At 53.7% G+C, this 23780-nt stretch carries 14 protein-coding genes and 1 pseudogene; 4 read left to right on the forward strand and 11 right to left on the reverse strand.

What is annotated here, in order from left to right:
* Positions 1 to 56 precede the first annotated feature (56 nt).
* Positions 57 to 1250 carry an NAD-dependent formate dehydrogenase gene (locus tag M8T91_RS11385; protein ID WP_301414280.1) on the reverse strand — a complete coding sequence of 398 codons (1194 nt, stop codon included), beginning with the start codon at positions 1248 to 1250 and terminating at the stop codon, positions 57 to 59.
* A 1307-nt stretch (positions 1251 to 2557) separates the two neighbouring features.
* Here M8T91_RS11385 and M8T91_RS11390 point away from each other — a divergent pair.
* The 3 genes and pseudogenes from M8T91_RS11390 to M8T91_RS11400 all read left to right on the forward strand — a co-directional run.
* A complete protein-coding gene (locus M8T91_RS11390; protein WP_301414281.1) occupies positions 2558 to 3283 on the forward strand; it encodes an SIMPL domain-containing protein in 726 nt (241 codons plus the stop codon).
* Positions 3284 to 3521: 238 nt separating this feature from the next.
* Complete coding sequence (locus M8T91_RS11395; RefSeq protein ID WP_301414283.1) at positions 3522 to 3962, forward strand: energy transducer TonB; 441 nt, start codon at positions 3522 to 3524, stop codon at positions 3960 to 3962.
* Between the two features lie 90 nt (positions 3963 to 4052).
* Positions 4053 to 5029, forward strand: a pseudogene (locus tag M8T91_RS11400) (IS3 family transposase); the annotation flags it as partial.
* On the opposite strand, the gene M8T91_RS18935 reads toward M8T91_RS11400, so the two are convergent.
* Positions 5021 to 5257 carry a GPO family capsid scaffolding protein gene (locus tag M8T91_RS18935; protein ID WP_367317768.1) on the reverse strand — a complete coding sequence of 79 codons (237 nt, stop codon included), beginning with the start codon at positions 5255 to 5257 and terminating at the stop codon, positions 5021 to 5023. The pseudogene M8T91_RS11400 and the gene M8T91_RS18935 overlap by 9 nt on opposite strands.
* Before the next feature lie 600 nt (positions 5258 to 5857).
* Between M8T91_RS18935 and M8T91_RS11405 the strand changes: the two genes are divergently transcribed.
* Entirely contained in the window at positions 5858 to 6196 is a 339-nt protein-coding gene (locus M8T91_RS11405) for a hypothetical protein (RefSeq protein ID WP_301414284.1), read from the forward strand.
* A 255-nt stretch (positions 6197 to 6451) separates the two neighbouring features.
* Here the strand turns inward: M8T91_RS11405 and M8T91_RS11410 are convergent, their stop codons facing one another.
* The 9 genes from M8T91_RS11410 to M8T91_RS11450 all read right to left on the reverse strand — a co-directional run bounded on the left by M8T91_RS11410 (position 6452) and on the right by M8T91_RS11450 (position 23778).
* Positions 6452 to 6658 carry a hypothetical protein gene (locus tag M8T91_RS11410; RefSeq protein WP_301414285.1) on the reverse strand — a complete coding sequence of 69 codons (207 nt, stop codon included), beginning with the start codon at positions 6656 to 6658 and terminating at the stop codon, positions 6452 to 6454.
* A 346-nt stretch (positions 6659 to 7004) separates the two neighbouring features.
* Positions 7005 to 8066: an FAD-dependent oxidoreductase gene (locus M8T91_RS11415; protein ID WP_301414286.1), complete on the reverse strand. Its 1062-nt coding sequence runs from the start codon at positions 8064 to 8066 to the stop codon at positions 7005 to 7007.
* A gap of 187 nt (positions 8067 to 8253) precedes the next feature.
* The gene (locus M8T91_RS11420; RefSeq protein WP_301414287.1) at positions 8254 to 8706 is read right to left on the reverse strand and encodes a hypothetical protein; all 453 of its coding nucleotides are present in this window, start codon (positions 8704 to 8706) and stop codon (positions 8254 to 8256) included.
* On the reverse strand, positions 8694 to 13088 hold the full coding sequence (locus M8T91_RS11425; protein WP_301414288.1) for an RHS repeat-associated core domain-containing protein: 4395 nt from the start codon (positions 13086 to 13088) through the stop codon (positions 8694 to 8696). The genes M8T91_RS11420 and M8T91_RS11425 overlap by 13 nt, the downstream gene beginning before the upstream one ends.
* 70 nt (positions 13089 to 13158) lie before the next feature.
* Positions 13159 to 13581, reverse strand: coding sequence for a tetratricopeptide repeat protein (locus M8T91_RS11430; RefSeq protein WP_301414289.1), 423 nt, complete (start codon positions 13579 to 13581; stop codon positions 13159 to 13161).
* Positions 13582 to 13630: 49 nt separating this feature from the next.
* Positions 13631 to 14746: a FlgD immunoglobulin-like domain containing protein gene (locus M8T91_RS11435; protein ID WP_301414290.1), complete on the reverse strand. Its 1116-nt coding sequence runs from the start codon at positions 14744 to 14746 to the stop codon at positions 13631 to 13633.
* Between the two features lie 6 nt (positions 14747 to 14752).
* Complete coding sequence (locus tag M8T91_RS11440) at positions 14753 to 15697, reverse strand: TolB family protein (protein ID WP_301414291.1); 945 nt, start codon at positions 15695 to 15697, stop codon at positions 14753 to 14755.
* Positions 15698 to 15712: 15 nt separating this feature from the next.
* A complete protein-coding gene (locus tag M8T91_RS11445; protein ID WP_301414292.1) occupies positions 15713 to 22936 on the reverse strand; it encodes a right-handed parallel beta-helix repeat-containing protein in 7224 nt (2407 codons plus the stop codon).
* 170 nt (positions 22937 to 23106) lie between these two features.
* On the reverse strand, positions 23107 to 23778 hold the full coding sequence (locus M8T91_RS11450) for a ferric reductase-like transmembrane domain-containing protein (RefSeq protein WP_301414294.1): 672 nt from the start codon (positions 23776 to 23778) through the stop codon (positions 23107 to 23109).
* Between the last annotated feature and the right edge of the window lie 2 nt (positions 23779 to 23780).

Raw genomic sequence — 23780 nt, forward strand, 5'->3', positions numbered from 1 at the left:
ACTGGTATACCCTTTACAAGGTAAAACGTTTGGCAGTCAAAGATATCCTCCAGTTATTAGGTATCCTTTGCTAACTGTTCTGCTCCCTCTGTTGTGTTACCCTCGGTATACGCATTTGCACCGGCCCCTGCAAGAGAACCATTTTTAACAATGAAGTACTCCTCACGAATAGCCCTACCCGTCAAAAAGCACTCTAAAATTTCTCTGACGCCTGCAGCATAGCGTGCCTGAGCAGATAGGCTTGTGCCCGAAGTGTGGGGTGTCATTCCATTGTGGGGCATTGATCGCCAGATATGGTTGGCAGGGGCAGGCTGTGGAAACCAAACATCACCAGCGTAACCACTGAGTTGACCTGACTCAAGGGCCTTGGCAATGGCTTCACGGTTGCAGATTTTACCTCGGGCTGTATTGATCAAATAAGCGCCGGGTTTCATTTGATCAATAAGCTCTGTAGTAAATAGATTCTCAGTTGCGGGGTGTAGGGGGCAGTTGATGGAGACAACATCGCAAGCAGCGAGCATAGAGATTAGTTCATCATGATAATTAAGACCAAGCTCTGTCTCAATGCTTTCTGGCAGACGATGCTGATCAAAGTAATGCAAATGGGTCTCAAAAGGCTTTAGTCTGCGTAATACGGATAAACCGATTCTGCCTGCACCTAAAACTCCAACATGCATGCCCTCCAAATCGTAAGAACGCGCCACCGCATCCGCAATATCCCACCCGCCTTGTTTAACAATGTCGTGCTGGTGAATGTAATCCCGCACCAATGCCAAAATCATCATGACGACGTGTTCGGACACAGAAATCGAGTTAGACCAAGTAACTTCCACAACATCAATGCTATGCTTAATAGCGGCACCCAGATCGACATGATCAGAACCAATACCGGCCGTGATCGCCAGTTTGAGATTTTTGGCTTTTCTCATCAAACTCTCTGTCAGGTAAAAAGGCCAGAAAGGCTGTGAAATAACAATATCAGCATCTTCAAGTTCTCTTGCTGCTGTTGAGCTGGGGCCATCCTTATCGGATGTAACAACTAATGTATGCCCAGCACTTTCAAGGAACTTGCGTAAACCCAATTCTCCTGAAACAGACCCCAACAGTTCACCTGGAGTAAAATCAATACTCTGTGGGCTAGGCAAACTGGACCCATCTGGATAGCTTGTAAGTTCAGGCAGTTTTTTGAGTGGATATTGTGAAGGCATTCCCTCTTTTGGATCACTGTACAAAACAGCCAATATCTTCATGGTCAGCATTCCTTTATTTAATTTAGATAACAAGTGAGATATTGATTGTAGATTAAGATAGGAAAATAGACCGGCATTGTCGCGATTACTTTTTATAACGTCATAAACCTGCTCTTACTTGATCATTCATCCCGGTTATAGTTGATTACTTTTCTGGGCTTTCAAAATAGTGATCAACGGTCAGAATTACTCATCCAATCTTCCCTGCCTCTCTCATTTTATGTTGATAAATATGCCGCCCCGGCTACCCACTCACATTTTCATCTGTAAGGAGGGGGCGGTGAGATCGAAGACGTGCTGTGACTACCCCATGGTGCTGATCCGAGCCAGAGAGATGTCGCTCAAGCTCTCATTGTCTCCAGTGGCGTGAGAATAATTGTCTTAACTGTATCTAGCAGGTCGGTTACGCTGGTCGCTTTCCACTGACCTCGGTGAGCACGTTAGGAAGCTTACTATTCCCTTCTCAACCCCCCATCTGTCATTGTCCGCCTCCAAGACCACTCGCAGCCTGTCACACACCTCGTATCATCCCGGCACGCGCAGTCAACCCCCCGCCTCGCCTACGGTCTTTCTGCTGACTGGTGCGCGCTCTTGCCTTTGCGCCACAGTGGGGACAACAGAGGCCGATGCGCATAGGGGTTGTGTCCATTACCGGTTTGGGTCCTATCTCGTTGATTGCCTGGGTATCCATCACTGTGCCCTCGATCAGTTGTTCATAGTAATAGTACCCGATGCACCTGTTGTGGGAAGCTGAAGCTACAAATATTGGCGTTTTTATAGAGTGATCAAATTATTGGCCATAGAAATTATGCTCCAGATACAGATAGTTCTACTCATTTACATAAGTGGTGTGTGAATCACGTTTGTTCTCAATACACAAACACAGAATCGGCACTCCATATTGGTGAAAGCATATAATTCATACCGGCCATGGAGCACCACAAATTGCTAAAGCTGGCTGAGTGCCACGGCTAAGTCTGGCAATGAAGCCAATTCGGCAAACTGGACAGGTCCACTTCCGCCTCTGCACATAACCATTTAAGCTGCCCATCAATGATGTGCAAGAACGCCCCTCTGGCCTCCCTGGGCGCATCCGGGTTCAGCGCACACAGCGCCAGACGGATATTAACTAACTCTTGGATTAGCTTTGGCGACACCGCTCAAACGCTGCTGTTTCTGCTGCCGGTGCACGCACCGGTCGATTATCATGATTCGGCATAGTTCCAAAACTCCTTTTTCCGTTGTAAAGTGTAATTCCATAACGCCTATAGTCGTCCTATTGGATTCAAAAGAAAAAGGAAATATCCATGAAATTTGTTTTACTTTTTATATCGATGATGCTTCCACTGTCAGTATTAGCCAATCCTGTTCCAGACTTTCCTTTTGTAATAGTCACGGAAACGGCACAGGAAAAGGTTAAACCAGATTTAGCAAGTATAAGATTCACACTCATCGCTTACGAAAAAGACTCTGAAAAAGCAATGGCGTCATTGACAAGCTCAAGCATTAAAATGCTCGAGTTACTTAAAGAGCATGACATATCGGTATCACAGCTAGAATCAACACAGATCGACAAACGCACCAAACGGGCAAGAAAGGAAGGTGTTTACGATTTGGAAATTTTAGGCTATGAGGTTGAGCAGGGTTTCACCCTAAAGCTGAATGTCCTAGAAAAATATCCTGCCATTATGAATGCATTGGTTAAAACCGATGGAATTCAAGGTATTGATGCGCTTTTTGAAACCTCACAAGAGGAGCAATATAAGGATAAGCTTATTGCTGAGCTTAGCGAAAAGACAAGAAATAAAGCAGAAACACTTGCTCATGCCCAATCCAGAGAGGTAAAAAGTGTTTATGGTATAACTACGGAAGGTAACTTCGGACAGGCGTATGCGATTTTCTCCTTAGAATACAGTCCTACAATGTCTGCTATGGTAGCGTCACCTGACTATTATGGCATGGATTTGATTATGGCAGCACCGGAATACATCAATATACAACAACGAATTACAGCAATCTATGAATTGAAATAGACGAAATATATTGATAGCAGTCTGAGAAATATAAAGATGAATTCAACCAAAACCAGCTTGTGTAAATATTTTTTAATTTATGCTCCGATCAAACTGAATAAAGTAATTTCCCTCCCATCAGAAAAACTGCATTGCCCTCTTGCTTTCGTCATACCTGATAATTTATCATTAAAAAACTCCTATAAGAAAGGAAATGATACACTGACCTATTAACTCCCTACTTCCATAGTGTTATACAATGAAAAAGCTAATAATATCTTTACCAATTTTAATTTCTGGATGTTTCCGTATCCCTATTCCTTACCCAGATATAGAATGCTTACCCAACATTGAGTGCCCATCCTATGGGGATTGCCCCCATCTTATCGGCTCCCTTAAACCCAATAAAGAACAAATAGAAAATGCAAAGAAAAGAGGCTGGGCAGTACCAGTATATAAAACCCAAGCAATATATCCAAGACTCGCCTTAGACCAAAACATTGAAGGCTATGTGATTGTTAAATTTGATGTACATCAAAATGGTGATCCGATTAATCTAAAAGTTGTTGAAGCTATGCCAGAAAATATTTTTGAAGAAGCCGCGATTCAGTCAGCAAAAAATTATAAATATGAATCGAGCAATCAAGGGTTCAAAGATATGAGCACAAAGATATTTTTTAAGATAGCTAATTCTAATTAGAACGCAAACACGCGAGTATTGGCCTTCTTTTTTCTGGTCCTCCCCCCTTGAAGTGGTCGACCCGTATAATTAGGAGATGGAAGACTAAACATGGGAATCAAACATCATAAGCCGGAAGAAATTGTCACGAAGCTGCGGCAGATTGAGGTGCTCTGCGGTCAGGGAATGTCGCGTTTGGATGCGATACGCCAGATGCAAATAACTGAGCAGACGCTCTATCGCCGGCGTAAGCAGTATGGCGGGATGGGAACCGACCAACTGAAGGAACTCAGGCGACTACAAAAGGAGAATGAGCGGTTGCGCCGAGCAGTACCGAATCTCACGCTGGACAAGTTGGTTCTGTCAGAGGCTGCCAAGGGAAACTTCTGAGCCCTTCACGTCGCCGTGCTTGTATTGCCCGCCTACGAAGTCGATTTCACATTTCTGAGCGTCGGGCGTGCCGTGTTTTGGGCCAGTATCGATCCACACAAAGGCGCCTGCCTGTTGGTCGTTCCGACGAAAACCGTTTGGTTGCTGACATGGTCGAGCTTGCGCGACAGTATGGTCGATACGGCTATCGCCGGATTGCAGTTTTACTGAGAGATGTGGGCTGACAAGTGAACAACAAGCGCGTGGAGCGACTGTGGCGGCGTGAGGGGCTGAAGGTTCCAATGAAACAACCAAAGAAGGGATAGCTCTGGCTAAATGACGGGTCGTGTGTTCGACTGCGTCCGGAGTATCCGCACCATGTCTGGTCGTATGACTTTGCTCACCATCGGACTAGCGATGGGAAAGCATTCCGAATGCTGAACATCCTGGACGAGTACACCCGAGAATGCCTGGCAATCCGGGTGAAACGAAAGCTGAACTCAACGGAAGTGATTAATGTATTAACAGATCTGTTCATTTTACGCGGTGTTCCCGCCTACATCCGGTCAGACAATGGTCCGGAGTTTATTGCACAGGCGGTCAGGGACTGGATCACATTTGCTGGTGCAAAGGTGGCTTACATAGAGCCGGGTTCACCCTGGAAGAATGGGTACTGTGAAAGCTTCAACGCCCGGCTCAGAGACGAGCTTCTAAACGGGTGTCGAAGCTGGTCTGTTCGCAGCGATAGCGCTGCGCATCCAGCGCGCTGGGGTATTTGGTCTGGCGGTCCTGGTCGCCGGGGAGTCGGTGATCGCCATCCCCACCAGGTAGGCCTCACCACTGCCGGCAAAATCCGGGTCGACCTCAATGGAGGAATACAGCTTCTGGCGCTTCTTGTTCATTTGCACCAGCTCTTTGGTGGGATCGATCTGTCCCAGCAGCGCCATTTTCTGTTCACCATCGACGGTGAGTGCTTCCGCTTTTACCGCCAGGATACTCGATGGTATCGAACCGCCGCTTTCACCACTTCTTGAACTCCCAGTTCCCGGCCCTCGAAAACAGGGATAACTGGGCACCTAGAGTTGGCCAGCATCAAGCACCTCTCTTCCTGTCAAGAATTTTACATGTCAATTGACCATCCGGGGCCACCACTACAACGTCACCATCTACAGGGGGTAGAGATCAATCGACAATGAGCAAGTCATGGTCATGGATACCCACAACGAACTTCTGGTAAGATAAAATTTTGATATTGAGTTTCAATTGAATCGAATTGTTTATTTCATACTCTGTTTATAGTAGTACTTCGCTTGGTCTGTGAAAATGACAGGTTTGCCAGGTACCTGTTAAATAGATCAATTTTGCTATCTGGCTAAAATCCTGTAATATCTCTCGCCGCACTGGCCCACAGGAATGTTACCTATTTGTCTACTGGTCATATTTCAATCAGTTAGCAAAAATACAGATTATTTTGTTTGTCTGACTCATCGGTCTTCTGAGAATGTGTCGCTCTGTCACCAAAAGTAAAATCTTAAGAGTTCATGCCAATGAAAACAAAGTCATTATTGATATTTCTTTGCATTATCATACCTAGCACATGTTTCGCAGAGTTTCATTACTCTGGAAAAATTAGCCAAATACACGCTGGCCCTCAATATCAAGATAAGGTATTGATTAAAATTGCTGGGGAACCATCAGGCGAAGTAGCGTGCTCTACTAACGCCAGCTTCACCTTTGCATTCAATGGTGCGGGAGACGGTAGCATTTATTTCAGCTTACTACTGAGCGCACTAGCTGCTGAAAAAACCGTCACCCTTAGAAGTAGTGACGATTGTACTGTACATAGCAATGTTGCCGATCTAAGAAATATATCAATCGTACCTTAGAATTATCAGCAGGTTGGCACTCGAATAGAATTTTGACACCAGCTATTCTTTAATCCGCTTATATTCAGAAATTATTTTTTGGAAAAAACAAATTTGGATTGCACTCCTAACGCTAATCAATACCTTATTCTGAATATGAGCCTTCCATTAGGCAAAGAGGCTCTTTCACTATTACTTGCAGCACATCAAGCCCAATCAGAGTTTTGGATAAACAGTTCTGGCACAGGCACAGAATGCACAGTTGTCTCGATCCGATCAGATAAATAGATATGTGCAGATACTGGCTGACACTTTGTATTTTTGCAAATCCCAACGGGTAAAAAACAGGCAGCAACGCCCGGTCAGATCCTGATCCGCTACCGCGTCGCGGTAGATCACGCCAAGGCCCACATAGCAGTGAATGATGGTGGGCCAATTCACTACAAGGGCGCCGTGGGCAAAGCTGCACCCGAACTGCCTCACTGCAATATCCTCTGCCCACCCCGGCCCCGCAATCTCCTGTCCGCGCAGTAATACCTAGCCCAGATAGTGCTCCTCGCCCCGATGCAGGTGCCGGTCCAGCGCGTAGTTTTTCACCGCGTTGACCTCGGCCAGTACAGCTGCGCACTACGCTGCTTCTGTCATCGCACCTGCTTCGGCAGACTGGGTACTGGCAGCAACAAGGTTGCCACTATCTTGGATACTCTGCACCAGGCGATCAAGGCCATCGTAGCTGTTATTTTCTAGTGATGGTTGATCGGGACCAGTTGCTCTGTAATGGCTCTGAAGTGGTCAACGGCTTTCGGTCAACTGGCCACTATAAATCACTTCAGAACTCAACTACAAACTGCCCCAGCTTTCTGCGCACCACAGGTAGGGAGCTGGCAACAGCAAGGAAAGCTCTAAATTCAAGCCTTGCTTTTATGGACCTTCCGGTGACGATTTTGCGGACACGCTCGGTAATCTCTATGATTTTTTTATCTTCGCGGTGACGCAGCTCTGAATAGCCTGAAAGTCGCCTCTCCACAACGCGCTTGGCCAGTTCGGCAGCGTCCGCAATACCAAGGTTCATACCACGCCCTCCTATAGGTGAATGGCAGTGCGCTGCATCGCCGGCAAGATGCACCCTGCCTTTTGAGTATCGCTCGGCTTGGCGAATAGAGATTTTAAAGGTTCCCTCCCGATGAATCTTGCAAACCTTCAATCCCATTGGAAAAGCATCTATAGCATTATCACAACTGGCCACTAAACGGTGACGATCTTTTCCAATCGGAACCGCAACCGCCACTGTGCCAGACGATGACCTCACCAAGGTGAATTTTTCACGAGATGGCCAACCCTCTGTGTCCACATCCGCAATAGACCACTTTTCTTCCAGGTCAAATCCTAGATAGTTGATTCCAGCTGCTTCCCGCACTTTGCTATGAATACCGTCTGCACCAATGATCAAATCAAATCTCTCTTCCACTCCGCTGGAGAGCAGTGCCACGACACCTTTGGACTCCTCTCTCAGGTCCTGAAGCTCATTTTGGTATCCCACTTCAACGCCCATGCTCCCGAGTGTGTTAGCCATAATCGCCTCTGTACGATCCTGAGGGAGCCCAAGGATAGTTGGGAAATAGATGCGATTCGAATGCAGCGGTAGCTCCAGAGCCAGTCGCTCTCTCTGGTAAATACAAGCGCCGCGTATCGGCACCCCTTCCTCAATCAACGTTTCCGAAACTCCCGAATGGGATAGCAACTCCAGACTACGAGAAGTGATGCCTACAGCCCGACTCAACGTTGATGCATTATCCCGCCGGTCAATTACCTTGGCCAGTAAACCTCTCCTGGCCAATTCAATTGCAGCGGTAAGGCCAGTGGGCCCAGCGCCAACAATCAATATTTTCACAAGCTTCACCCAGTTCCCTTACCTGTCAGTCAGTACGATAGCAGATGACAAAGTTTGTGAAGAAATTGAGGCCCGGCATCCCGGCTATTTGGGTTCCCAAGACATGCAGCACATGCCGTGTAGGGTGTACATGACCACAAGAGCTAGTGAAAATCGCATTGTGAACTTGCAGTGTCAATAGAACCAGCTATGGATAACCAGCAAGCAGGGAAATGAGCTCCTCCAGACTTGCATAAGATTCAAGCTTGTCATCGATAGACTTAAAATTCTCATTTTTAGGATCAAACCACTTGGGATTTTTTTTCATGAGCACAGAGAGCTGCTGCTTTACAGATTCAAAAGAGACTTTCTCGGGCTCAGATAATTCAAACTGAATATTGGTAGAAAGCTCCTCTTTTGGCCTCAAGAAAAAATCCAGTGCAACATCAATAATATTTTTGACTTGCACGTAAAAGCTATCACGCGCCTCATAACCCAAAACAGAAAATTTATGACCTTTCGAATCAATAATTGTTAAGTCGTCAAAAAGTTTTTGCTCTACGCTTTTTCGCGTCCTTATGCACAAATCTTTTTCGGTGTTGAGTTGCCCCTGAATAAATTTCTTATTAAATATCAAAACTGGATAGGTTAAGGATTGCATTCACAACCTCCACCCCCGCCTACTGAATTCCCAGCAACACCTCCTGCAATGCCCCCACCTACTTGCCCTTGCTTATACCAGCTTGGAGTTCCATACCACCACCGTTGGGCGGCATTGAACTTTGGCTGCCCTTGCCAGGAGCCATGAATTCTGCGGTGAATATTCTTTGGTAGCGGGTTTAAATTTAGAGGATGGTTTCTCCAACTAGGGCCTGTCCTGCCACCACGGCCAAATGCCCAGTGATGCGCTTCCCAGTCCCCTCGGGGTGCTGATCCATTTCGATTATGATACCTCCTGTATCTCCGTTGAACATTATTCCACCTTTTGCTTGATCTTGCCCACTTGGCTCCTGAAACGGAGTGTTTAAAGGCATTCGTTGTAGCAGCGCGCCCCAAGCTTCCTAACCCCCCGGTTACTGCGCCAAGTGCCGCTGAACCCGCAACCTGGCCCCAATTGACACAGTTCAGATTTCCACCGTTTTGGGCAAGCTGAAGTCCCAAATCAACAAGGCCACCAATAACGCCACCTAGAACCCCAAATTCGCCGGTAGGGTCTGTGTAAATTAATGGGTTGTTGTCAACGTAGGTGTATGTGTTCAAACCGTCATATAAACCCAGCGGATCACCTTGGATGAACCTGCCGATCATTGGTTCATAGTCACGGTAGTAATTGTAATAGTGTGGTGCTTCAGCAACTTTAATCTGTCCAGGAAAGCGCAGGTTCACTACCGTCTGATTGTTATCACCATCCGGATCAGTATCCGGCATTGACTGCCCAAAGGCATCGCTGTCCCAGCGCCAGACCACGGTTTCATTCTGGCTGGTGCCCACCCTTGGCGTGTACAAGTGGTCTGTATGCAGGTAAGTCAGAGCCGCACTCTGAACCTGCCCTCCAGTGTAAATAGCCTCTACCTGTGCAATGGGCATATTGTCCAGGTAAATATAGTCCACCCGATTCTGCACGGCACCAGCTGCGCTGAGGTGGGTTTCACTCAGGTACTGGCCGTTCAGATCGTAGTGCAGCAGATTGTCTTCCGTCTTGTCGGTGCGTACCCGCTGGCCGATGGCATTGTAGTAGTAGGTACCCTTGAGTGTGCCGTTTTCGCTGTAGGTGTTGAGCCGGTTGGCGTGGTTGTAGGTGTACTGCCTGGCGCCATCATTGGTGCTGGTAGTATTGCCGGCGCTATCGGTGCTCCAGGCCTCACCACCCTTTTCGCTGAGGCGGTTCGAGTTGCTCTCGTAGCCATAAGCGATCACCTCACTGGTATTGTTTTTTGTGGTGGTCTGCTGGGTACGGTTGCCCAGCAGGTCGTAGGTAAAACGGTTTTGCCCTGCCACAGAGCTGTCATCGGTGAGGCGATAGAGCGTATCGTAGTCGTAGCTGCGGTTTTTTACCGCATCCAGACTGTCGGTGATGCCGGTGATATTGTCGACCGGATTGTAACTGTAGCTTTGCGACAGAAGATCGCCCCCGCTGCCGGTGGCGCTCACCGATTGCAAACGGCCGTCCTGGTCGTAGCCGTAGTGTTGGGTAATGCCGTTGCCGTAGTCCATGGCGGCAACACCACCGAAGGGCTGGTAACGCACATTGCTGACCAGGGTCTGGGCTTCCGCTTCGGCATTTTCCCGGGTGGTGACTGTGGCGATACGCCCCAGGGCATCGCGCTCATAGTGGACGACGCGCCCGGAAGGATAGGTGATTTCAATCACCCGCCCTTCGCTGTCGTAGCGGTAGCCGGTGCTGAAAGCCTGCCCGGCGATGGTGTCGTCCTGCCGAGTGATGCGACCCAGTACGTCATAGGTCAAACTGGTACTGCCGGCGTCATTGCTATAGCTGGTCAGGCGGCCGATGCCTTTGTTGCCGTCAACAGTGCTGTCGTAGCTAAAGTTGGCATTTTCGCCGGGGCTGCCTGGATAATGAATGCCGATAAGACGGTTGAGGGCATCGTAACTCCGCTGACTGACAATACCGCGGGCATCGATGCTGGATATGCGGTTGCCGGCAGTATCATAGGTATAGCGGCTGGCGCCGCTGTCGGGGCTGACCAACTCCAGCAGGTTACCGGCCAGGTCGTATTGATAGCTGGTGCGGTTACCGCGAGGGTCGGTGACTTCCGTTACACGCTCCTCGGCGTCATAGGCAAATTGGGTACTGGCAGCCAGGTTGCCGCTGTCCTCAATACTCTGCACCAGGCGCCCGAGGCCGTCGTAGCGATGATCGGTATCATTATCCAGAGCGTCTTTGACTCCGGTCATGCGCCCAAGGCCGTCGTAACTGAACAGGGTGCGCTGCTGCTCGGCGCCGAGGGTCTGTTTGAGGCGGTTGAGGGCATCGAAGGTGCGGCTCAGGGTGCGGTTCAGCGCGCCCTGGCTGTCGAGCACGTCCTCTTTGCGGATATTGCCCTGGGAGTCGAGGGTATAGCGTATCCTGTTGCCCTCACCGTCCTCGATCCGGGTCAGGCGGTTGCGGGTGTCGTAAGTGAACTGGAGGCTATTGCCATCTGACTGGGTCACCTTGGTAACATTGCCGCGGTCATCGTATTCGTAGGCAGTGACGATATCGCCGTCGCTATCCTCTCCCCCGGCATGGATCACCTGCTCCTGCAACCAGCCGCGGGGGTGGTAGCGGTAACTGGTAGTTAAGCCGTTGGCATCGCGGGTGCTGGTGACACGGCCGGCGGCATCGTAGGCAAGGTATTCCAGGGTCTGGCCTAGGGCGTTGGCCAGGGTTTTCAGGTCGCCTTTGCGGTAGCAGTTGCCACCACTGGTACAGCCGCTTTGATCGGTGGTGTCGTAATAGGTGTAGGTAACAATATCCTGCACGTCGGTGCGGGGGCCGTCGATCTGTTTCACCAGGGCGCTGTCGGGGCAGCCGGTTTCGCCGCTGCAGTAGGTATAGGTGGTGATGGCGTCGGTGTTGTCGTCCTGGCGCTGCCGCATACTGGCAATATGCACCGGGCGATTCTGTGCGTCGCGTACAAAGGTGTATTCGGTGTGGAACACCCGTTCGGGGGCCAGGCTTGAGACCCGTTCCATACTGGCCACGCGGCCGTGGTCGTAGGTCCAACGCTCGGTGATCACTTCACCGCTGGCGAGGGTGGTGCTGGCGCTGGTCTTCTGTGCCTGGCTGTTGTAGGTGTAATCGGTGGCGGTGAGCAGGGTTAAGTCATCGCCCTGCTTTTCCCAGTACTCGCTGCGAACCCGGTCCTTGCTGTCGTTGTAGATCTGGCGCAACTCGTTGCCGAGGGGGTCGATGCGTTTAGTGAGATAGCCCACCTCGTCAAATTCATAGGTGCTGTTGCGGGTGTCGAGCACTTCGCCACTGGCACTTTTCACCGTCTCGGTGATTTGGGTAATGCCGGTCTCCAGATATGCCAGCTCAATACTATTCTGCCCCTCCACCTGCTTTTTCACCCGGCCCTCATCGTCGTAGGTGTTGGTCACCCAGACAGCGCCGGCACCGCGCTGCAGGCCGGTGATGCGGTGGGCATCCGCGCTGTCTTCGTATTGAAAACTGTGCTGGTAGTTGTCCAGGCCCGCCACCTGTACCAGGTTGCCGCGGGTGGCGGTTTGCCATTGGTCGTGGTGGTAATCGATACGGCGGCCATCGCTGGCGATCACGTGGCTGAGGCGGCCGCTGTTGTCGTCGTAGAAGAAGTCGACTGCGGCACCGGTGGCGGCGCCGTCCGCACCCCGCTCTTCAATGCGGGTCAGGCGCGGCTGGTAGGCCACCACCATCGGCTTGCTGGGGTCGACACTGTTGGGGGAAGTGCCGATCAGCGGCAGGCGCCCGCGCTCGTCGTAACTTAGACGGTGGCTCTGGCCCTGTTGATTGATGATCGCCACCAGGCGCCCATCGGTGTCGAACTCGTCGCGCTTGCCGCTGGCATAAGTAAAGGTGTAGCTGCCGTCGCCGTGCTCCTCCAGGGTGCCCTGGGGGGCATCCCGCGGCGTGACATAGGCGCCGCCGGTAAACACAAAGGTATCGCGGCGGCCGCAGCCGGAGCGCAGCAGCACCGAGCCATCGGGATATTCAAACAGGCGGCGGTCGTGGTCGAAGGCCCAGCCGTAACCGAGAGCATTGTCGAACTGAGAATTGCTATCAAAGCGACGCAGCAGGCGGATGGGATAGTTGACCCCCACCTGCAGGTCGGTGTCGGCCAGGTAAAAGCCCCCATCGAACGTGCGGATGGGGTCGCCCACGGAACTGGTGCTGCTGTCACAGCAGGGGTTAGGGCTGCGCTCGCAGGGCGGCGGCTCCGGCGGCTCCGGCGGGTGGTCACCGGCCGAATCGCCACCAAAATCATGCGCCGTCGCGGCCTGCATCAATACAATCGCACAGAACCCGGCGAGCACTGTGCGCACCTTTCCCCAACTGGTCATGCTGTATTCCTTTTTTATTCCGCTATTACCGGGCGTGTCTGAATCGACCACGCTTGAAGGATGATTAAATTCAGTTCTTGTCCAGTGCCCGGTACCGGGCGTAGGCCTGATCGGCCTCGTCCTGCCGGCCCAGCTGCTCGAAGGCCTGACCGCGGCGCAGGTGGATATCCGCCCGCTGCGGGGCCAGTGCCAGGGCCAGATCGTAGGCTTCCAGGGCCTCTGCCCACTGGCCCCAGGCCCGCCACAGACTCCCCATCAGCAACCAGCCCTCAATATTTTTGCGATCATGTTGCAATAAAAGATCGAGCTGCTGGTAGGCCCGCTCCAGTTTGCCCAGGCGGTAGTAGTGATCTCCCAGTGCCAGGAGCTGCCCGGCGCTGCGCGCGTGGAGACGAATGCGTTCGATCGCCTTGATACGCGCGTGGTAATTTTGCTCCGCCGCCTGTGCGGGCAGGCAGAGCAACAGGGCCAAAAACAGGACAAAGCGTTTCATGGGAAAAATTCCTTTTTGTTGTCGGCTTGTTACCATTTCAGTGTCTGCATCAGGGCTCGGACGCCGCCGGTGGCCGCTCTACCCAGAGCTTCAGGGTGGCGGTGCCGAAGTTGCCTTCGTAGCCGCGCACATTCACCGTGACAAAGTGTTCCCCTGCACTGACGCGGCGGCTGTCCCACTGCCAGGTCATGGGCAGAAAACCCACCTCGTTTTCAAAGGCGAAAATGCCATCCACATAGAAAACCGGTTCAAAGCGCTGGGCCAGCAGGCGCGCGCGGTCTTTCTGTGCCACATGCAAACGCAGCGGCACGGTGCCGGACACCCGCCAGCGCCCTTCGCTGTCGCGCTCGGCGTCGATCCCCAGGCTCAGGTGTGTGGCAATATCGCCGCGGCGCTCCAGGGGCTGGTCGGCGTGGTGGTACATACGCTTGGTCCGCGGACCCGTTGTGTTTTTCTCACGGCGCTTTTCTGCGGGGAGATCCGCAAAGGCCACCCGCTGCGGCCGCTCGCCCACAAACAGGGTGTTCTGCGGCAGTGCATAGGCGGTGACCGCCAGATTCAGACGCGGGTGGGCATCGATCTTCAATACCTGGGATTCGTCCCAGCCGTCCCAGGATTCCGCCTGGGCACCCCCCGGACGCGGGGCCCAGTCGAGCAGGGTGCGCAGCAGCGGGCCACCCGCTTTCAGACCCAGGCGGATACTGACCCGCGCGGGCTGACTCAGGTGGTAGCGGATCCGGCCCGCATCCGTATCCCAGCGCACATCCGCCACTTCGACCCGTGCACCGCCGGTGAGATCGGTCAGGTCATGGGTAACACTGCGCTCATTATTTGTGGCGCTCAGGGTGTAGCTGTAGGCTTCCGCCGGCACCGGGTGCCCGTGCAGATCCAGGCCGTCCCAGCTCAGTTGCTGCACGCCGGCGGCGACTTCGCCGCCCTCCACCACCCGCACCAGGCGATCGCGGCCATCGTAGAGGGCCAGGGCAATCCGGGCCGGTTCATCCAGGACAAAACGGATCCGGGCGCGCTCGCCCCTGGCCGGTTCGAATACCTGCTTGTCCACGCTCACCTGGGTGATTGCCAGCGCCTGTACCCCGATGCTCAACAGCCCCGTGGCCAGTGTGGCTATGGCTGCCAGGGCCCGGCCCCAGTTCGATTTGTACATACTTTTTTACCTCCCTAGCCCGAGCGCCGCCGCTCCGTCCGCCTTTTCTCCATCCACTTGTTCTGCAGAGGATGCGGCCCCTGTATTGCCGTCGGTCGGCGCCCACACCGGTTGGCGTGCGCCCCCGGCACTGCGGGTCAGCGCCATTGCGGTTTTGCTGGCAAGATCGTACAGCCAGATATTCAGAGCACCGTCGCGGGTGGAGTGGAAAACCAGTTGATCCCCTCGGGGAGACCAGTTGGGGCGGGCATCCAGTGCCGGTCTCTGTGTCAGTCGCTCGCTGCGCCCGTCGGGGCGGCGCAGCCACAGTTCGTAATCGCCGGAGCGATTGCCGGAATAGGCGATGGCGCCATCCGGGCGCACCGCCAGATCGAAGTGATAGAGATCGCCCACGGTAAGCTGCTCGGTGGCGCGGGCGGCGACATCCACTTTCCAGATATCGTGTACCTGGCCACCACTGCCGGAGAGGAAATACACCGCCGCACCATCCGGCGACCAGTTGGGCTCGTGCTGCAACCGCGGCATCGCGGTGAGCTTGTCCAGTTTCTTACTGGCCAAGGTGTACCGATAAATATCGTTGTCATCGATACTGCTGGAGGTGCTAAGGGAAAAAGCCAGGCTGTCCCCGTTGGGGCTGATCACCGCATCCAGAATATTCGGCAGGGGCGCTGCAATCTGGGTCAGTGCCCGGCTGTGGCTGTCCAGCCGGTACAATTTGCCATCGTGCAGGTTCACCAGCAGATGGCGCCCATCCGGATACCAGGAGATGCGCGAGACATCGGCACCAAACCGGGTTAATTGCTCAAACTCCTCACCTGCGGTATCGGTGCGCCACACTTCCCAGTAGCCGTCGGCCACACCTAGGTAGGCGATATCGTCTGCAGTGCCAAGCTGCGTGAGAAAGCCGAGGTAAAGCAGAGAAACTAATCGAGTAACTGTTTTAAATGACATACAGTTTCTACCCACTCAGCGATACAGATTCACAACACCGCGGTACAGGGTGCGCTCGCCGCTCTGCGGCGAAGTGGCCTGGATCGCAAAGGTGTACACCCCTTCCTCCCCCACCAGCACCGCGTTGGGATCGGACTCGTTGTAGCCGCGCCACGCCACTTCATGTAACAGGGCATTGCCCTCGGTATCCTGCGCGCGCATCAGCTCCTGATCCACCAGCACAATGGCCGAGGGGTGCTGGGGATCGACAATACCGGGGGGCAGCAAGCTGAAGGTGACGATGGCATCCGTGCTGACCTGGTAGGCCATGCGCGTCTGCTGCTCGTAACTGTGGCTGACGATATAGGGATCGGATTTGACTTCGATACTGGGGGCCTCTGCGGCACCGGTGATGCGCGGTGCAGTGCCTGCGAGATAGAGGGCAGTACTGCGCAGCGGCTTGGGTGCCGGATAGTAAATAGCAACCGGGGACTCAACAATACGGCCTTCCCGATCGCGCCCATCCCAATAGAGCCAGTGCTGGCCCTTGGAATAAAACACGTCTTCGAAGGCGTAGAAAGGGGGTTCGCCATTTGGAGTGACCCGCATACTCACCAGGCTCGGGCCCGCGACATTTACTGAGATTTTGTAAAACTCATTGGCGTAAGCGTTGTAATCGCGCGGTACAGAACCGGACACACTGCCCTGTCCCCCCGGTTGTGGCACCTCATAGACAAATTCATCGAGCCCATCATTGGCGCGCAGCACGACATGATAAAGCCCCTCTGCTTGCAGGGCATTCTGGTTATCGCGCCCATCCCACTGGATCGGATAGTCACCGGCTGTGGCATAGTTTTCCGCCACCTGATAAACCAGGCTCTCGTCGGCATCCCTGCGGATCTCGATGCTGACACTGGCAGCGCGGTTGACACGGAAACTGCCCAGGGCCCGCTCCCCTTCCAGGGGATAGAACTTTGCTATTGGCAGAGCCACATCGGTGAGATATACCGCCGGCAGGCCGGGGGCGACTTCCAGGTAACCACTGAAATCCACTTGCGGGGAGGACGCTGAGGCCGTATAGATTTGCGATGTAATGGTGGCTTCATCCACCGTACCCCACCAGTTACCGGTGATATCCAGGCTGGTGTTGGCGGGATCGCCAAAGTCCGTGGCATAGAAATCGTACTGGTTATTGCCGTAGAGGCTGTTGCCGGTTACCACCGGCTGGGGATTATTGGCAACACTGCCATCCCCTTTGACATAAATCCCATAATTGTTGAGGGTAATTTCGTTGCCACCGGTAATCAGGGGACTTCTGCCGGCACGCACATAAATGCCGTAAGTATTAAAACGGAACAGGGAGTTGCGCACCCTGCCCTGGCCACCGTTGAAGTCGAGGCCGTACTCAGCTCCCTCGATACGGGCATAGTCCAGATCAACACTGCCGCCGGCAATCACTTCAATGCCGTACCACTGCCCCGGGGCGGGAATGATCGAGGGCGGGGCAAAGGCCACGCGGGATGTGGCGATACCCTGGGCGATCAGGGTACCGGCCACCTGTAGTTTCTGATTGGGGGCTGCTCTCAGGCTGGCACCCGCTTCCAGAGTCAGGGTGACTCCGGGCTCTATCAACAGGCCACGCAGCATCAGATGATGGCCGGCGGGCAGGACAGTATCCTCCGCAATCGGTCCGGATAAAGTGAGGCCGTCATAGGCTGGCTGGCCATTCAGGCCATCGAGATAGCTGCCATAGTTCACCAGCGGCAGACTTGGAGTATCAACCCTGTCGTAAATGGAAGCGGTAATAATGGTCAGGTCAGTACTACCCCACCAGTTGCCGGTGGCATCCAGGGTGGTCTGTGCCGCATCCGCAAAATAGCGGGTGTAATAGCTGTAAGAACTGTTGTCGTAGAGACTGTTGCCGGTGACTACCGGTAGCGGGTTCTGCGCCGCATCGCTCCTGTGGCCCTCGGCGTAGATACCATAGGTATTCCCGGCAATCACATTGCCGCCGCTGATCTGCGGGGCACTGTTGCGATACACATAGATACCGCTTTGGCTGCCGCGAATGGTATTGCCGGCTATCTGCGGGGCTATCACCGCTTCTGTCGAAGCGGCCCGGGTATCGATACCGGTGTAGTTGTTCAGCAACTGTGAATGGCGCAGCGAACCATCGCCGCCATTAAAATAGATACCCTTACTGGCACAGTGCACTTCGGCGTATGCGATGCTCGCCGTGGCCCCGGTAACAATTTCGATACCCGACCAGTCCTGCCGCTTGGTATTGATACCATCACAGGCTTCTGCTGCCGGCTTGAAAATAATGGGCGAGGCCTCACTACCCGCTGCCGTCAGTGCACCTCTGACCAGTAACGGAAATTTGCCGGCAAACTGCAGCTCTGTGCCGGAACCAATGCCCAGGGTGGCACCCGCCGCAACTTCCACCCGGCCCAGCACCAAATAACTGCCTTCTGACAAGTCCGCATCTTCCTTGAAAGGACCCAACAGTATCTCTCCAACATAGGCCGGATCACCCTCGGCCCCATCCAGAAAGCTGCGGTAGTCCACGACCGGATAGGTGCCCTGGTTATCCGTCCAGTCGTAGATCTTCTGTGCAATCTGTCCCGCATCTGTGGTGCCCCACCAGTTGCCGGTGGCATCCAGGGTGGTCTGTGCCGCATCTGCAAAATACCGGGTGTAATAGCTGTAAGAACTGTTGTCGTAGAGACTGTTGCCGGTGACTACCGGTAGCGGGTTCTGCGTCGCATCGCTCCTGTGGCCCTCGGCGTAGATGCCATAGGTATTCCCGGCAATCACATTGCCGCCGCTGATCTGCGGGGCACTGTTGCGATACACATAGATACCGTTTTGGCTGCCGCGAATGGTATTGCCGGCTATCTGCGGGGCTATCACCGCTTCTATCGAAGCGGCCCGGGTATCGATACCAGTATAGTTGTTCAGTAACTGTGAATGGCGCAGCGAACCATCGCCGCCATTAAAATAGATACCCTTACTGGCACAGTGCACTTCGGCGTATGCGATACTCGCCGTGGCCCCGGCAACAATTTCGATGCCCGACCAGTCCTGCCGCTTGGTATTGATACCATCACAGGCTTCTGCTGCCGGCTTGAAAATAATGGGCGAGGCCTCACTACCCGCTGCCGTCAGTGCACCTCTGACCAGTAACGGAAACTTGCCGGCAAACTGCAGCTCTGTGCCGGAACCAATGCCCAGGGTGGCACCCGCCGCAACTTCCACCCGGCCCAGCACCAAATAACTGCCTTCTGACAAGTCCGCATCTTCCGTGAAAGGACCCAACAGTATCTCTCCAACATAGGCCGGATCACCCTCGGCCCCATCCAGAAAGCTGCGGTAGTCCACAACCGGATAAGTGCCCTGGTTATCCGTCCAGTCGTAGATCTTCTGTGCAATCTGCCCCGCATCTGTGGTGCCCCACCAGTTGCCGGTGGCATCCAGGGTGGTCTGTGCCGCATCTGCAAAATACCGGGTGTAATAGCTGTAAGAACTGTTGTCGTAGAGACTGTTGCCGGTGACTACCGGTAGCGGGTTCTGCGTCGCATCGCTCCTGTGGCCCTCGGCGTAGATGCCATAGGTATTCCCGGCAATCACATTGCCGCCGCTGATCTGCGGGGCACTGTTGCGATACACATAGATACCGTTTTGGCTGCCGCGAATGGTATTGCCGGCTATCTGCGGGGCTATCACCGCTTCTATCGAAGCGGCCCGGGTATCGATACCGATATAGTTGTTCAGTAACTGTGAATGGCGCAGCGAACCATCGCCGCCATTAAAATAGATACCCTTACTGGCACAGTGCACTTCGGCGTATGCGATACTCGCCGTGGCCCCGGCAACAATTTCGATGCCCGACCAGTCCTGCCGCTTGGTATTGATACCATCACAGGCTTCTGCTGCCGGCTTGAAAATAATGGGCGAGGCCTCACTACCCGCTGCCGTCAGTGCACCTCTGACCAGTAACGGAAACTTGCCGGCAAACTGCAGCTCTGTGCCGGAACCAATGCCCAGGGTGGCACCCGCCGCAACTTCCACCCGGCCCAGCACCAAATAACTGCCTTCTGACAAGTCCGCATCTTCCGTGAAAGGACCCAACAGTATCTCTCCAACATAGGCCGGATCACCCTCGGCCCCATCCAGAAAGCTGCGGTAGTCCACAACCGGATAAGTGCCCTGGTTATCCGTCCAGTCGTAGATCTTCTGTGCAATCTGCCCCGCATCTGTGGTGCCCCACCAGTTGCCGGTGGCATCCAGGGTGGTCTGTGCCGCATCCGCAAAATAGCGGGTGTAATAGCTGTAAGAACTGTTGTCGTAGAGACTGTTGCCGGTGACTACCGGTAGCGGGTTCTGCGTCGCATCGCTCCTGTGACCCTCGGCGTAGATACCATAGGTGTTCCCGGCAATCACATTGCCGCCGCTGATCTGCGGGGCACTATTGCGATACACATAGATACCGCTTTGGCTGCCGCGAATGGTATTGCCGGCTATCTGCGGGGCTATCACCGCTTCTATCGAAGCGGCCCGGGTATCGATACCGGTATAGTTGTTCAGCAATTGTGAATTACGTACCGAACCATCGCCGCCATTAAAATAGATACCCTTACTGGCACAGTGCACTTCGGCGTATGCGATACTCACCGTGGCCCCGGCAACAATTTCGATACCCGACCAGTCCTGCCGCTTGGTATTGATACCATCACAGGCTTCTGCTGCCGGCTTGAAAATAATGGGCGAGGCCTCACTACCCGCTGCCGTCAGTGCACCTCTGACCAGTAACGGAAACTTGCCGGCAAACTGCAGCTCTGTGCCGGAACCAATGCCCAGGGTGGCACCCGCCGCAACTTCCACCCGGCCCAGCACCAAATAACTGCCTTCTGACAAGTCCGTATCTTCCGTGAAAGGACCCAACAGTATCTCTCCAACATAGGCCGGATCACCCTCGGCCCCATCCAGAAAGCTGCGGTAGTCCACAACCGGATAAGTGCCCTGGTTATCCGTCCAGTCGTAGATCTTCTGTGCAATCTGCCCCGCATCTGTGGTGCCCCACCAGTTGCCGGTGGCATCCAGGGTGGTCTGTGCCGCATCCGCAAAATACCGGGTGTAATAGCTGTAAGAACTGTTGTCGTAGAGACTGTTGCCGGTGACTACCGGTAGCGGGTTCTGCGTCGCATCGCTCCTGTGGCCCTCGGCGTAGATGCCATAGGTGTTCCCGGCAATCACATTGCCGCCGCTGATCTGCGGGGCACTGTTGCGATACACATAGATACCGTTTTGGCTGCCGCGAATGGTATTGCCAGCTATCTGTGGGGCTATCACCGCTTCTGTCGAAGCGGCCCGGGTATCGATACCGGTATAGTTGTTCAGCAATTGTGAATTACGTACCGAACCATCGCCGCCATTAAAATAGATACCCTTACTGGCACAGTGCACTTCGGCGTATGCGATGCTCGCCGTGGCCCCGGTAACAATTTCGATACCCGACCAGTCCTGCCGCTTGGTATTGATACCATCACAGGCTTCTGCTGCCGGCTTGAAAATAATGGGCGAGGCCTCACTACCCGCTGCCGTCAGTGCACCTCTGACCAGTAACGGAAACTTGCCGGCAAACTGCAGCTCTGTGCCGGAACCAATGCCCAGGGTGGCACCCGCCGCAACTTCCACCCGGCCCAGCACCAAATAACTGCCTTCTGACAAGTCCGTATCTTCCGTGAAAGGACCCAACAGTATCTCTCCAACATAGGCCGGATCACCCTCGGCCCCATCCAGAAAGCTGCGGTAGTCCACAACCGGATAAGTGCCCTGGTTATCCGTCCAGTCGTAGATCTTCTGTGCAATCTGCCCCGCATCTGTGGTGCCCCACCAGTTGCCGGTGGCATCCAGGGTGGTCTGTGCCGCATCCGCAAAATACCGGGTGTAATAGCTGTAAGAACTGTTGTCGTAGAGACTGTTGCCGGTGACTACCGGTAGCGGGTTCTGCGCCGCATCGCTCCTGTGACCCTCGGCGTAGATGCCATAGGTGTTCCCGGCAATCACATTGCCGCCGCTGATCTGCGGGGCACTGTTGCGATACACATAGATACCGCTTTGGCTGCCACGAATGGTATTGCCGGCTATCTGCGGGGCTATCACCGCTTCTATCGAAGCGGCCCGGGTATCGATACTGGTGTAATTGTTCAGCAATTGTGAATGGCGCAGCGAACCATCGCCGCCATTAAAATAGATACCCTTACTGGCACAGTGCACTTCGGCGTATGTGATACTCGCCGTGGCCCCGGTAACAATTTCGATGCCCGACCAGTCTGATCGCTTGGTATTAACGCCATCACAAGCCGCTGTAGCGGGTATGAATTTGATCGGATCGGCTGCCATCCCAGCCACCTGCAAGTGACCGGACACCGTCAGCTTGCGGTTCCCATCCGCAACAATATTCACGCCCGGCTGAATCCACAGTGTGGTGTTCACGGCCACATTCAGGTTACCTGTCAGGGTATAAGGCGAACCATCCCCCTTTGTCCACACCAGCGTACCGGGGATCTCCCCCGCCCATTCTCGTGTAAGGGTATTGGTATAGGTGGTGGTGACACTATTGGAGGGGGGGCTTTGGCTGCTTTCCGTTTCAGAAAGCGCATAAATCACATTGGCTCCATCCTCCAACGGCACCCAGGCAGAGAAAACACCGCTTGCATCGACAGGGATGGCCCTGGTTACCCTGCCATTGACAAAAAAGCTGACAACGGATCCCGGCTCTGCCGTGCCTGTCAAGGTAATCGGATTCTCTTCGGTATCGGCAGCGGGTGCATCCAGTATCGGCGCAGAGTGATTGGCAGCAAGCGCCAGCTGCCCCCCTGCAACGTTTCCACCAGCGGTGAGCACATATTCAACGCTCAGCATTTCTGAAGCATTGCTCGTATCACTGTTGTGCATCGCACGAATCTGGTTTTCACCGGAGGTCAGGGCAATCACCAGGGCAAAGTCTCCTGTTGCATTGCTTGTGGTTTGGGTGACAAGCGAACCATTGATCTCGATAGCAACTGTGGTATTGGGCTGTTCTGTAAGCCCCGCAATATACAGCTGGGGGGTATAGACCCTTTCCGATACCGGATACAGCAGTACCTCCGCATGGCTGCTGACCGGCAGTAACGCGAGGAGTCCCCAAAGTAACACGGGTAGGCAGGTGCTGAGGTACGAGCCCAAAACCCCAGCGTGAAAGTTCCGTTTAACCATTTTTACTCTACCCTGTAGCATGTCTTAAACCCTGTGTTTCCACTCTTTAACAATCAATCAGGACAGTTGAGCTTTCCAAAAACACTCCGATGAATTGCAGTGTTGGAGCGAATTTTCCCGGCAAATACACAGCCTCCAGTCAAAAGCGCCTGTGATCAAAATCGGGCTTTTTACCAGGCACTGCCTTTCTGGTTGAGTGTGAACAGCCCCCTGAACCTGGCCACACCAATAACCAGTAATGTGGCGGACATCGACACCAGGAAATACATCATTAATGACATCTGCGATTCCGTCCCAATGGCTGTAGCGTGCAGAAACACCAGTGGAAACACGATGATCCAGAGGTAGTGCCCAATCCGCCATCTCCCCCTGCCCGATGCCAGTTTCCACCCGGCAAAGAAGCCGACACACAACAGCCCAAACGCGATCAATCCCAAACTCACCGATTGATTAAAATAGCCCTGGGTGAAATTCGGCAAAAACAGCCCCCAGGCGGGTTTGCCTGCCCGTACTGACGCTGCTGCAAAGAAAAGTGCGACGTGCAGAAAGGCGAGGGAGAAGGTCACAATGCCAAGTAACCGATGAGACCTGCTACTCCACGCTGCCCTGTAGGCCGGGCCGGCCAGCCGCTTGGTCAGTGCCAGCAAACACTGAAGCCAAAATACACAGATCGCCATCAATCCGGCCAGCTTGGAAAAAATATATAATTTCTGCCCCGGCGGTGAGTAACCAACAAAATAGTCCGCCGGATTGCCCACTGAGGTCCACCATGCAAACAGAGGGATTGCCATCGCGACGATGGCGATAAGTGCCAGGAAAATGCTTGTGACTGTGCTTTTCATTA

Origin of the sequence: Microbulbifer sp. MI-G (genome assembly GCF_030440425.1) — a bacterium.
In the GTDB taxonomy this organism is placed as follows: domain Bacteria; phylum Pseudomonadota; class Gammaproteobacteria; order Pseudomonadales; family Cellvibrionaceae; genus Microbulbifer; species Microbulbifer spongiae.

Bases quoted from the DNA above. Each gene is read 5' to 3' on its own strand.
- M8T91_RS11430 (WP_301414289.1), bottom strand. From the start codon at position 13,581: ATGAAACGCTTTGTCCTGTTTTTGGCCCTGTTGCTCTGCCTGCCCGCA.
- M8T91_RS11385 (WP_301414280.1), bottom strand. From the start codon at position 1,250: ATGAAGATATTGGCTGTTTTGTACAGTGATCCAAAAGAGGGAATGCCT.
- M8T91_RS11425 (WP_301414288.1), bottom strand. From the start codon at position 13,088: ATGACCAGTTGGGGAAAGGTGCGCACAGTGCTCGCCGGGTTCTGTGCG.
- M8T91_RS11390 (WP_301414281.1), top strand. From the start codon at position 2,558: ATGAAATTTGTTTTACTTTTTATATCGATGATGCTTCCACTGTCAGTA.
- M8T91_RS18935 (WP_367317768.1), bottom strand. From the start codon at position 5,257: ATGGCGCTGCTGGGACAGATCGATCCCACCAAAGAGCTGGTGCAAATG.
- M8T91_RS11445 (WP_301414292.1), bottom strand. From the start codon at position 22,936: ATGGTTAAACGGAACTTTCACGCTGGGGTTTTGGGCTCGTACCTCAGC.
- M8T91_RS11450 (WP_301414294.1), bottom strand. From the start codon at position 23,778: ATGAAAAGCACAGTCACAAGCATTTTCCTGGCACTTATCGCCATCGTC.
- M8T91_RS11405 (WP_301414284.1), top strand. From the start codon at position 5,858: ATGAAAACAAAGTCATTATTGATATTTCTTTGCATTATCATACCTAGC.
- M8T91_RS11435 (WP_301414290.1), bottom strand. From the start codon at position 14,746: ATGTACAAATCGAACTGGGGCCGGGCCCTGGCAGCCATAGCCACACTG.
- M8T91_RS11420 (WP_301414287.1), bottom strand. From the start codon at position 8,706: ATGCAATCCTTAACCTATCCAGTTTTGATATTTAATAAGAAATTTATT.
- M8T91_RS11440 (WP_301414291.1), bottom strand. From the start codon at position 15,697: ATGTCATTTAAAACAGTTACTCGATTAGTTTCTCTGCTTTACCTCGGC.
- M8T91_RS11395 (WP_301414283.1), top strand. From the start codon at position 3,522: ATGAAAAAGCTAATAATATCTTTACCAATTTTAATTTCTGGATGTTTC.